A 12,171-nucleotide genomic window follows, 5' to 3' on the forward strand; every position below is an offset into this window, starting at 1 on the left:
GGTGAAGGAAAAAAGGAGAAGGAAAAAAGGAGAAGGAAAAAGGTGAAGGAAAAAAGTGAAGGAAAAAAGGAAGGGGACCTTCCAAATTAACCCTGCACCCGGAACCTGAGCAGGGCCGCAATTCCCCCGAGTTTGTGGAGCTGCTCTCCGGGTTCGAACTCGGTGCTGAAGACCACGACCTTTCCCTGGGCTTTTTCTACTTCCCGGAGCAGGTGGTCGATATTCCCCTGCTCTCTCCCCTCGCGAAGGGTCTCGTCTGCAATCAGCAAAGTCTCCACGGCCCCGAATTCAAGCGCATTTTTAACGTCCGCAAAGCCGTATGCAACTTTTCCGCCCACAGCGATTTCCTTGAGCAGGGCTTCCATGAGGGTCGCCTCCCGGGCAATCCTGGACTCCTGCATGATCCGGTCCACGGCTCCCCGCTTGAGTACTTCCTGAAATCCGGCCCTCCCGATCATGGAGGTGTCCTCGGTCAGGGCCCTTGAAGCCAGATCAGGCTCCACTTCCCGGAAGTGTTTCATGAAATCGTCCTTGGTAAACCCGGGGCCTGAAACTACGATGGAGGCGTCTTCCGGGACCGCGTGCCTGAGCTGCTCTACGATTTCCTTAAAGAACTCGCCCCTGAGCCCGGTCTCGCGTTTTCCCGAAGACTGCTGGATATGAGAGTAGATCTCGATCCCGTAGTGGTGCACGAAACCAATATCAGCGTCTCCTTCCTCGACTCCCACCAGGACGACCTTCGGCCTTTTTGAACTCGCTTCGGCCTCATTGATCCTTTCGAACTGGTCATTTTTCCACCTGTCCTTGGTCACAGAGAGGTTCGTCCCGATCTCGACGTTGAGGGTATGGAAGGCCCCTGCGTCCATTCCTTGTTCTATCGGACCATGGATTCGCAGGCGGTTGGCGAACTTATGAAACTCCATGTCCTCGACCCTGATCCCCAGGCGGACCGTCTTTTTCTCAACCTTTTCAGGCCGGAGTTTGTCGCTTGACCCTTCGGCCTTTCGTTTGGTAAGGGCAAAGACCAGGTCCCCTTTTTCAACAATGTACTTCAGGTGCCAGAGGTCATCCAGGGTCTCGGCTGTGACTGCGATTTCCCCTGACCTGCCTCTCAGGAAACGCTTTGTGACTCTCATCTGTTTTCTTCTCCTCTTTTCTCCTTTAGGAATGATAAAGATATAACTTCAGATTTTATTTTGGGAATTGCTTCATACTCATACATGTTGTGTTTTTGTGTGAGGAGGTGTTTGGTGTAGGCATTCAAACCACGGAATACACGGAAAACACGGAAGAAAGAATTTTTGCTGATAGCAGTACTCTGTTTAATTTTTGCTGTGCTTTTTGTGTGAGGAGGTGTTTGGTGTAGGCATTCAAACCACGGAATACACGGAAAACACGGAAGAAAGAATGATCGGAAGACGATATTTAAGGTTGTTCTGGCATTTTTTAGTCCTCTTTCAAGAATTCAGGAGCGTTTTTGGATCGATTATATAAAGACCGACTTACTCACCGGCCGAAGGCCGGTTTCCGTGTCCTTCCGTGTGTTCCGTGGTTAAAAGCTCTCTTGCTAGTGATTTTTAATCGAAAACTTCAAAATTCTAATTTTTAAAGCTGGGTGAGTATTTCTTTCATCCCTCTCTTCCTATCCTTATTTTTTGTCAGGTTTTATCACTTAAGATTCTTCTTCCAAGGAAGGTTTTTCCGTTTCTGGCTGTTCTTCCTCAGATTCTTCTTCCTCAGACTCTGCTTCTTCAGATTCTTCTTCCTCAGACTCTGCTTCTGCCGGCTGATTTTTGGCCCATTTTCCGGCCACTACCTGTCTTTCGGACTTCTCGCTCTTAATGTCCGATTCCCCGGGGGGCATCATCATGGCGACCCGGTCCGGTGAAGCTATCTGTTTTACGAAGCGGGGGTCTTTTAGCTCATCCGCATAGACCCGGTAGATTTTTTTGGAAGTATCGTTCAGGTTGAACTTTCCGGGTAAGACCTCAAGGATGTAGTCCCCGTGTTTCCTGATGGCCGATGCCGGCCCCCCGATCACCCGGGTTTCGCCTTTAAGCTCAAGACCGATTGCGATTCCCAGGGGCACGTCCCTGTAGTAATTGCGCTCACCCCGGATTACAAAGGCGCCTTTTTTCAGGTACTCCCCCGATTCCGGGGTCTTTGTGACCTGCTCGGGCTTAATACTGTAGCAGTCCCCGCTGAAGTGCCCGGATTTCCAGAGGCTTGAGTAGGAGACCGCAAACTGGGCGGCTTCCTGCAATGTGTTTTCGGGAACTTCTTTTCCCCCGGTTTTGATGACCGTTAGAGGAGCTCCCGGGGTCTGGGTATGGAAAACAAGGTCCCGCTTTTCCATATACTTTTTGAATATCTCTTCGTTCGTATCCGAGTCCCGGCCACCCACGACAAAGAAGCCGTCCGAGGACACAAACCATCTGAATTTGTCGAACCAGTGCTTTTTCCTGCGGGCCAGGAGTCTTCTCCCCGATTTTGCCTTTGCAGGCAGTTTTTTCTCAAGGGCCTTTTTAGTGACTTCGATTGCTCGGAGGGCCCCGACTTTCTTTTTGCTGAGTTTTTTGACCTTCTCATAGTAGACCTGGGCGTTCTGAGGCACGGTCTTTCTTATATCAAGGTTAGCCGTCAGCCCGTCAAGATCCGCCTGGATGGAGGCAGTTTTAGGGTCAAGGTTCACGATCTTTTTGGCCGCAGGCAGGGTCTTTCTGGCCTGCTTGAGTATTGAACGGATCTCGTCCCAGGAGTAACCCTTATCCCGGGCCCCGTTCAGTATGGTAAAAAGCTCTTCTATCTCCTGATAGTTAGAATAGATGCTTTCCGCAAGGGCCGTGCTTTTCACTATTTCCTTTTCGAATTTTTCGATGGCCTGTTCCTGCTGGAGCAACCTGCGCTCATAGACGTTGAGGGTCTTTTCCTTCTTTACGGCCTGCTTTTCATCCTCGACCTGCTCCAGGCCCTTTTTCCCGAAGAATTCGTCAAGAGCCCTGTTAAAGGAGTCGAAGTATTCCTTTTCAAATTCGGAGTAACGGATAAGGTCAAAGGGCACTACATCGAAGGCCTCGACCTTTCCATTGATCTCTTTTTTGATGTGCTGGGCCCTCAGGCCCGAAACCGGAGCCTGAATCGGAGTTTCAGCTTCAACTGCTTCGACTTCAACCGCTTCGGCTTCAACTGCTTCAACTTCAACTGCTTCGACTTCAATTGCTTCAACTTCAACTGCTTCAGCTTCAACTGCTTCAGCTTCAACTGCTTCAGCTTCAACTGCTTCAGCTTTTTCCCTGGATCTTTCTCTGGCTTCTTCCAGGGCCTTTTCCTTCATTGCCATAAGCGGAGAAAACAGATCCCGCATGGCGGCCGAGAGCAGGACAGCGTCCTCTTCGGTGGCCTCCTTCGCGGGTTTTGCCTTATCGATTCCCGCCCTTGAACAGGTCTCTTCCGCAAGCACCCCTCCGAGGCTGAAACCTGTCGCAATGGTCCTGACAATATCGGCCGTGGACTTTCCCAGAGCCTCCATCAACTCCGGGACCCCGGCGTCCACGGGGCTTAGCTGGGCCTCGGGAAGCTCATAGATTTCCCCGCTCCGAATCCTCCGGCCCTTCAGGGTCACGGGCTTCATGGGGAGGATGATTTTATTATCGGAGTCCACGAGCACTATGTTTCCCCTGGCAAAAAGCTCGATTATGAGTGTGCTCCGAACATCCGCCCGCAAAATCCCAATTTTAACAATCCTGTCAAAGTCGTGCTGCTCAAAAGAGGTGATCCGGCCCCCGAACAGGTATTTCCGGAGGAGCATTGGAAAGGCCTGAGGGAGAGTTGGGCTCGGCTTGAGGTGTTCACTCATGTGAAGACGTTTTCCGGCCTCAATCACCAGGTTGTCCCGGCCTTTTTTGAAGATATATAGGTTGATCCTGATTTCCTCATCGTCGGGCTGGTAAATCTTCCCGATTTTTGAGTCGATGATGGACTTCGGACCGGCCGCAAGTTCCGCAACGACGGCGGCAACGTCGGCACTTGACATATCCTGTTTCATAAGGAGCAGTATAAGATATGACTCCTGTATAAGGCTTATGTACCCCCCGAGTTCACTGGCCCCGTGTAAAGGAGTGATGAAAAGAGAATTGAAAAATCGGGCCGCCGGAAATGGTGTATTTTCTGGCTGTCTTGCCCCGCAGCTGCGCTTCCCGAATTGCGCTTCGGGATCACAGGAAATCGAAGATTTCCTGGGAGTTGCGATGAAATCGCAATATCACGCGGTCCGTTTCGCTCGCTTCGCAAGCTCAAGCGGACTATTAGGTTGCTTTGGATATTTGGAACGTGAACCTATCAGACTGCTTGTGATTCTCTGGAAATTTCAGGAAATTATTCCGGAGCCGGAAAGGAGTGATGAAAAGAAAATTGAAAAAACGGGCCGCCGGAAATGGCGTATTTTCTGGCTGTTTTGTCCCGCAGCTGCGCTGCGGCCTTTTCGTGACATGAGCACAAAATACTAGATGAAAAAAACACCGGCAACCTGAGTGAAATATGGTTTTTAGAACCGCTACCACCTTTGAAGTGTTTCGAAGCATTTACAAAAACAACGGCTTGAAGCTTGAACCTGCTTGACTTCCAGGAACAAATATGATTTCAGAAAATCTTTAACCCACACAACCTATTTTCAACTATGGAAGAGACCTACAAGTTTTCAGCCGTGATTCACAAAGAAGGAAAATGGTACGTCTCCTAGTGTCCGGAACTTGACGTGGCAAGCCAGAGGGAAACCATCGAGGAAGCCCTTATATTCAATAGCAAAAACTTCATTTCTTAAAAATCAAATTGATTTATGAAAACATCATTGAGTAAAATAGAGATGAGGCGATACTTTGAGATCTGTCATTCATATATTGTTTTGTTTAGCTAATAACGAAACAATATATGCGATGCAGATTACAATCATGGTCGTATCGCTTATAGTTATACCTCCGCATTTTGTAATAGGTCTATGCCTTTTTAATAACCCACAAGGGATTACCCCTCAATGGTTGGATTAGATCTCTATCAATACATTCTATCTCAAGGATAGAACGCTGATATTAGACATGGCATATGTCCTACTATGCAGATATACCTTAAAGCAAAGCCTCATCTCATAAAAATAATACAGTATTCATAATATAAATCAGTAATCATCGAGAACCTAAAAGAGGCTGCGGAACTCTACCTCGAAGATGAGGACGTTCAGATTCCGGCTGCAAGCTCCATCCTGATCACGACAATTGAGGTTTCTCATGCCAGAACTTCCCATCCCCTCAGCAAGTGAAGTTGTAGAGAAATATCACTATTATATTGATTGGCTTTGAGAAAACATCAAACTTCCTGCAAAAATATTATTGAATACACTCTTTTTAGAAAAAAAATCCATATGTTGTAAACCGCTACCGCCTTCGAAACTTCAGCATTCATTGGCATTTAGCCCTACCAGAGGCAGCGGTTCCGGATTGTCTTCGTCCGGTAAACACCGGCACAGGACTGCGGTCTGGTCACCATCGACGCACGGGTGCAGCTTCTGGCATGACGGTGAACTCAGCAAGCGAAAGCCAACGAAGTTGTAGCGGATGCAGGGGGCGTGCCCGCTGCGGATTGCCGACCGGCTGTCCTTGGCGTTATCGTTCCAGCTACCTCCCCGAAGAACACGGTCAGAGCTACTACCATTTTCCCAAGCACTACCATCAGAAGGAGCACCATTATAATCAAAATGCCATTTGTCCTGAACCCATTCCCAGACATTACCATGCATGTCGTAAAGATCCCAAGGATTATGCTTCTTATGACCAAGTGGATGAGTCTGACCACCGGAATTGTCTGCATACCAAGCATAATCTCCAAGTTTCGACTCGTCATCACCAAAATAAAATCTAGTGGTTGCACCAACCCTGCAGGCATATTCCCACTCAGCTTCAGAGGGAAGACGATATTTATCATTCTTCTCCTTCTCATTCAACTTTTTAATAAATTCTAGAGCGTCGTCCCATGATGTCTGTTCAACAGGCAGATCATCACCTTTGAAATTGGAAGGATTGTCGCCCATTACTGCCACCCATTGTTTTTGAGTAACTGGATACTTGCCCATGTAGAAAGGATTCTTAAATTGTACATTATGGGCCGGACTTTCATCGTCATACCTGCCCTTTTCATCAAGAGGAGAACCCATCTCAAACTCGCCTGCCGGGATTAATATAAATTCCATCCCAGTGGAAGGGCTGATGAAAATTTTAGGAACTTCTTGTTCCCGATACTTTTCCAGAACATATGATTTTTCAATATCCTCATTTTCTAAGTAGCATCGAACAGTATGAATATATGTCCTAACACTCATTCTGTCAGCCAGAAGATCCTCCAGAGAACTCCTTATTTCTTCGTCATTTTCTGTTAATTCTTTTGGTCTTTCATAGGCATCAACAAGAGCATTCATAGATTTATCATATACACCAATAGGGAGTTCTCTTCTGATTTTTTTAACCAATTTGTTCTTCTTCCGAATGAACTCCTTCTCTTTAGCCTTCAAGGGGTTCTTCCCAATAATGATCTTGCCTTCACCTTCCACTTTTAGATAAGGAATTTGGGAGTGGCTAGCTGTAGTTTTTTCATGAGCATAAGTGTACAAATCGACAAGATCTATGTCCCCGTTCATATCGCCTGCAACTGCCCCACTCCTCAGTCCTTCGACCAGATAATGTGTAAAAACACCATGTTCGAGTTTTTCATCCTCTTTGGCTACATCAAATTCACTGGATGCAGATAGTATAACCGTACCTGAACCTGAAGGCTTGGCAAAGATTTCTTGTAACTATTCAGCCATACTTTGAACAAAGGCAATTTTTCCTCGTTTCGAGGAAAAATTGCATATAAAATAACTCTATCTCTTCAGTATCATGCTTACACGTGAAGAGATTCTTGAAATCTATGAAGAAGGCCCTGAAGCAGTCGTTGCTGTAATTCAGAGACTTGAGACTATCATAGAGAAACAGGCTTCTCAAATTGCTGAACTTGAGGAACGTGTAAGGGTTTTAGAGGCTCGTCTAAATCAAAACAGCCAAAACAGCAGTAAACCTCCTTCTACTGACGTTTTTGTGAATGAAAAACCTAAACCTAAGAGTAGCCGCACAAGAAGTGGGAAAAAACCTGGTGGTCAAAAAGGTCATTCTGGAAGTACTTTCGAAATGGTTGGGGATCCTGACCATATAATATTTCATTCCCCTCACTGCTGTGAAAATTGTGGTCATGATCTTGAAGATACTGAAGTTCGGGACTGTGAACGCAGGCAAGAAGCTGATATTCCTCCTGTGAACATCATATTTACCGAACATCGTGCTGAGTCCAAGAAATGCCCTCACTGTGGGAAAATAAACAAAGGTACTTTTCCAGACTCTATAAAATTCCCTATTCAATATGGACCTCGCCTTTTATCCTCTCTTGTATATTTAAGGAACTTTCAATTGATTCCTTATAAACGGATTTGTGATTTGTCAGAGGACTTTTATGGAATACGTATCAGCCCTGCTACCATAAAAAGAGCTGAAAAGGAATTATTCCAGAAATTGGAACCTTTCGAAAAAGCTGTTTTCGAACATCTACGGGTAGCCTATTCTGTACATTGTGATGAAACAGGAATGAGGGTTTTAGGGACAAAATGGTGGCTCCATGTTGTTTCAAACAGTCTGTGGACATACTATTTTGTACATCCAAAAAGAGGATCAGAGGCAATGAATGCTTTGGGTTTTCTTCCAGAATACAAGGGGGTAGTAGTTCATGATGGTTGGGCATCATACAACAAATATGGATGTGAACATGCTCTCTGCAATGCTCATCTTAAGAGGGACCTCACTGGAGTTGAAGAGAATTTTGAGCAGCAATGGGCTAAAAAAGTAAATGAACTTCTGAGTGAAGTAAAAAAATATACCGACGAATGCAGAGAAATGGAAATTCCAATAGATCCAATAAAAGTCAGGGCATTCGAGGAAATATACGATAAAATAATTAAAGAGGGAATTGAAGAAAATCCACCTCCTGACCTCTCAAAACAGGTTAAAAAAAGAGGAAGACCAGCACAAACAAAAGCAAAGAATCTCCTTGATAGGTTCATAAAATACAAGGATAGGATTCTGAAATTCCTCAATGACCTGAGAGTTCCATTTGATAATAATCAAGCAGAGCGAGACATCAGAATGATGAAGCTACAACAGAAGATTTCGGGAACTTTCCGAAGCATCGAAGGAGCGGTAGCTTTCTGCAGAATTCGGGGATACATATCCACTATTAGAAAGAATAGCTTGAATGTCATGGATGCTATTCGAGCGGCGCTCAATGGAGCGCCGCTATTATCCGATAGTTGCAACATTAGCTGAAACTATGCTTTTTTTATCAGTAGGCTGAATAGTTACGATTTCTTTTAAATTATTACCTTTTATGCCTGCAGCCCCGCTGTAACAGCAATCAAGAATTACAATAATAGTCTCGCATTTTGAAGCATCGATACATTTCCTGATCATTGAGTAGTTTAACGAAGTAGCAAGCAGCCGATCTATTCTAGTGTTGTTAAACAACAAACAGAGATCATGCTGCGAGTCAGGCTCACCATGCCCTGAAAAATAAATAAGGAGTGAATCATCGTACTTCGCTTTTTTAAACAATCCCTCAATTTCACAAAAAGTCTGCGTGCTGGTTTTGTCTATGGATCCCACAATTTCATCAAATTCACAGATATCAGAGTCAAGAAGAATATTTTTAATTTCTTTTGCATCTTTTTCTGCAAAACGTAAATTGGGAATTTTGCTGTCAGAATACTCATTTGTACCTATGACAATCCCAAGTTTTCTTCCGGCCATAATGCTTACTCATTGAGTCTTTGCTGATGGTTTTTTATCAATTCAAAAGCTTCAGACTTTGGCAGATCTGTTATTTCAAGTGTACTTCCATCTTCGTATTTCAGGATAACTTTTGCTGAATTTCGATATTTCAACCAGACTTTTGTCACATCAAACATTCTATCGAATGCTTTCAACGTTATACCGCTGGCTACAAGAATATTAAATAAGGTATCTATGCCTGATTTATCTCCCACCTTACACTCACAGGTGAGTGGCTCTATCGAACCTTCAAATACATTTTTGTGAAGTTGTTTATAGAGTAAGAAATACTGTTTTTGCCAGTAGTCAGGAGATTTTTCAAATTCCTCGGATTCCAAAACTATTTGGAAGTCGAATATATCAAAGGATTCTTGCATTTTGCCACCAACTATTCCACAATCAATACCTTAAATTTTCTTTGACTGGTATATAGTTTACTATTTAAATTCCGGCCGGTTGATCTGCAAAGTCAGATACGTTTAAACTATTCAGTTTTAGATTCATTTAGGATTTCAAAAACAACATGGCAACAAAAAGGACACACTGGAGGAGCGGGGACGGGACAGACTAAAGACGCTATTTCCACCCCCCAGATCCGGACCATCGACACCCGCTCGAAAGGGTCCAGCCTGTAGAAAAGTATAATATAATACATACCCTCTTCAAAAAGCCGGGCTACAATCAAAAACTACCGGACTATTTTTCAGAAATTATCAAATAGCCAAAAGTAAAATATCATCTGCACTATTATAAGAAACTCCTGGAATCAAAAAGCCCCAAAAAACCCAACCGACTAAAAAACCATGAACGACCGAACCATACGCTTTATAAAATCCCGTTTTCAGGATTATTATAAAACCGCCCCCATAGCCCTTCCGGACCACCTCCCGCACCGGGAATGGGCCTTTATTCTCTATGATGATATGCCAGAGAAGTTTATGCGGAGGCACAAGTCCTTCGGCTCTCCGGGTGAAGCCCTCGATTACCTGAGGGCAATGGCCCCAGCTCACGTTTATAACTCGACGGCTTACTACGAGTACCCCAGCGCTAGGAAGATGATAGATAAAAACTGGCTCGGGGCCGAGCTTATTTTTGACCTGGACGCAGACCACCTGCCGGGGGCCCCCAATAGTTATGCCGATATGCTCGAGCATGTCAGGAAGGAGACACTCAAGCTGCTCGACTTTTTGCTTGACGACTTCGGGTTTTCGGAGGACGAGCTCGAACTTGTGTTTTCGGGGGGGAGAGGTTACCACTTCCATGTCCGGAGCCCGAAGGTCCTGGGGCTGGACAGTTCGGAGCGGAGAGAGATTGTAAACTACATCAGCGGGCGAGACCTGGATTTCAGGTACTTTTTCAAAGACGTTGCCATGGACGGGGACTTCGGGTCCGGGTCGAAGAGTTATATGGGGCAAAAGAACGTGCCTCTGAAGTGTACGCTTGTGGGGTACGAAGCGGGCTGGGGGAAGAGGATTGCCCGGTATCTTACGGACTATATGAGAGGGGAAACTGAGAAGAGATACAAAAAAGACATGTTCCCCGAACTCCGGAAAAACGAGGATATAGGGGAGAGCAAGGTCAAGAAAATAATCAAGATCGCACAGAACGAAGGGGCCCTTGAAGACATCCTGGAGCAGGGCAGGCTGGACTTTGACGTGCGAAACTTTAAGGAAATTGCGGAATATTTTATGCAGGAATCAAAGGAAGATTTTAGGACCAGTTTCGGGGCAAGCGTTGATGAACCCGTAACCGGAGACATTAAACGCCTGATAAGAGTGCCCGGGTCCCTGCATGGGGGATCGGGGATGCAGGTGAAAAAACTTGAGCTGTCAGAGCTTGAAGGGTTCCGGCCCCTGGAAGATGCCGTTGTGTTTGGAGGGGAAGCTGTGAAGGTTACGGTTTCAAAGCCATTTACCGTGCAGTTGAAGGGCGAGGATTTAAGAGTGGAAGAAGGAATACAGGAAGTTCCGGAGTATGCAGCCGTGTATCTGATGTGCCGAGGTGTGGCCGAATATGGACAGTGACGATATCAGCAAAATTCTAGCCAGGGAAAACAGCCAGAGTCTTAACTCTATCCCGGCGGATTTTTACCAGGATGCTGCAAATTATGTCCGGAAACTCGAAGCAGAAATCCTGGAAATCAACAACCGCCGTTCCCCCGAATCAAAATTGCTTGAAGACGAGACCGAAAGAGCGGTTTCCGACCTGGAGACTCTCTTCATGAATCGGATCAAAAAGGTCATCACCCGGGCAAAGAACCAGGGTCAGGCCCGTTCGGAAAGGCCGATTGCAAAGGACCTGGAAAAAATGCTCCCCGTGGAAAAGCGGCTCTATGACCTGGTGCTTGAGGGAATCGCGGCCGCGAAACACGAGATGCTCGGGCCTGTCCTGAACCCTGAAAACGCAGGGAAGCCGGTTTCCTGGCCTCAGTCTGCGGGAGATGGGAAAGAAACCGGAGCGGGGCGAAAACAAAGTCAGAGCCCTTCCCGGAATCCGGAGCTGTTTCAGGGTAAGAATATATTCAAGAATCAGGACATCTCCCAGAATAAGACCCGGAGCCCACAACCTGTGAAGACAGGGACCAGAGGAGCCGGAAGAAAGGAAGAAGCTGGAAAAACCAACGGAGCTGGAAAAACCAACGGAGCCGGAAAAACCGGAAGAGCGACGGAAGCAACAGGAACCGGAAGACCCAGAACTATAAAGGCCGGAAATAAAGCAGGGGCCGAATCTGGCAAAAATGATATAAACAAAGACTTCGTACTCGTTCGAATATTGAAAGACCTGCCCACCTTCACGGGAGCAGACGGTCGGAATTACACGGTAAAAACCGAAGACGTTATAGCCCTGCCGCAGATGAACGCTAACGTACTCCTGAAGCGAAAAGCGGCAAAATTAATATCCGGATCCGGGCAGGCCTGAAAACCAGTCATAAAGACTGCCGGAAGGCTGTCCGAAAGCTCCGGGCCTGCGGGCGGACAGGGGTTTCGCAATATATTAGTTATATATATGGGTAGCTCTATCTGTGTAGCTGAATCAGCGTATCCGCTTATTCCGGAGATTGCCACTGCCGGAGAACGGATTTTCGACGGAAAGGTTCGAAATATACTAATCAGATTCATCAAATTAAGGGCTTCCCTATCAGGTCTTCCCAGGATTTTAAGAAAGCTGTAGATTCGCCATCTATTAGCGTATTAATAACAGAATAGAATTAGTATATAATAACAGTATATAATAAAATTATACTGGATATCGAAGGCTTTGCCTGAAGATATCG

General features: G+C 45.9%; 9 protein-coding genes. 4 read left to right on the forward strand and 5 right to left on the reverse strand.

From position 1 onward, the window contains the following. Nucleotides 1-86: 86 nt before the first annotated feature. Together ACZ5QV_RS04305 and rqcH are read right to left on the reverse strand one after the other, a co-directional pair. Entirely contained in the window at nucleotides 87-1,136 is a 1,050-nt protein-coding gene (locus tag ACZ5QV_RS04305; RefSeq protein WP_464601382.1) for an mRNA surveillance protein pelota, read from the reverse strand. Between the two features lie 536 nt (nucleotides 1,137-1,672). After that, entirely contained in the window at nucleotides 1,673-4,033 is a 2,361-nt protein-coding gene (rqcH, locus tag ACZ5QV_RS04310; protein WP_464601383.1) for a ribosome rescue protein RqcH, read from the reverse strand. 88 nt (nucleotides 4,034-4,121) lie between these two features. Between rqcH and ACZ5QV_RS04315 the strand changes: the two genes are divergently transcribed. Next, on the forward strand, nucleotides 4,122-4,505 hold the full coding sequence (locus ACZ5QV_RS04315; RefSeq protein WP_464601384.1) for a hypothetical protein: 384 nt from the start codon (nucleotides 4,122-4,124) through the stop codon (nucleotides 4,503-4,505). A gap of 938 nt (nucleotides 4,506-5,443) precedes the next feature. On the opposite strand, the gene ACZ5QV_RS04320 is transcribed toward ACZ5QV_RS04315, so the two are convergent. Then, entirely contained in the window at nucleotides 5,444-6,682 is a 1,239-nt protein-coding gene (locus ACZ5QV_RS04320) for a formylglycine-generating enzyme family protein (RefSeq protein ID WP_464601385.1), read from the reverse strand. 241 nt (nucleotides 6,683-6,923) lie between these two features. Between ACZ5QV_RS04320 and tnpC the strand changes: the two genes are divergently transcribed. Continuing rightward, nucleotides 6,924-8,396: an IS66 family transposase gene (tnpC, locus tag ACZ5QV_RS04325; protein ID WP_464599339.1), complete on the forward strand. Its 1,473-nt coding sequence runs from the start codon at nucleotides 6,924-6,926 to the stop codon at nucleotides 8,394-8,396. Here the strand turns inward: tnpC and ACZ5QV_RS04330 are convergent. Together ACZ5QV_RS04330 and ACZ5QV_RS04335 are read right to left on the reverse strand one after the other, a co-directional pair. Beyond that, a complete protein-coding gene (locus ACZ5QV_RS04330; RefSeq protein WP_464601386.1) occupies nucleotides 8,370-8,876 on the reverse strand; it encodes a caspase family protein in 507 nt (168 codons plus the stop codon). The two genes, tnpC and ACZ5QV_RS04330, sit on opposite strands and share 27 nt — an antisense overlap. Before the next feature lie 5 nt (nucleotides 8,877-8,881). Further along, nucleotides 8,882-9,274 (reverse strand): hypothetical protein, encoded by a 393-nt coding sequence (locus tag ACZ5QV_RS04335; RefSeq protein WP_464601387.1) that lies wholly within the window; start codon nucleotides 9,272-9,274, stop codon nucleotides 8,882-8,884. Between the two features lie 426 nt (nucleotides 9,275-9,700). Between ACZ5QV_RS04335 and priS the strand changes: the two genes are divergently transcribed. Then, a complete protein-coding gene (gene priS, locus ACZ5QV_RS04340) occupies nucleotides 9,701-10,921 on the forward strand; it encodes a DNA primase catalytic subunit PriS (protein WP_464601388.1) in 1,221 nt (406 codons plus the stop codon). Continuing rightward, complete coding sequence (locus tag ACZ5QV_RS04345) at nucleotides 10,911-11,816, forward strand: DNA replication complex subunit Gins51 (RefSeq protein ID WP_464601389.1); 906 nt, start codon at nucleotides 10,911-10,913, stop codon at nucleotides 11,814-11,816. Before priS ends, ACZ5QV_RS04345 begins: the two co-directional genes overlap by 11 nt. Nucleotides 11,817-12,171 lie beyond the last annotated feature (355 nt).

The sequence above is a fragment of the Methanosarcina baltica genome (assembly GCF_055394095.1).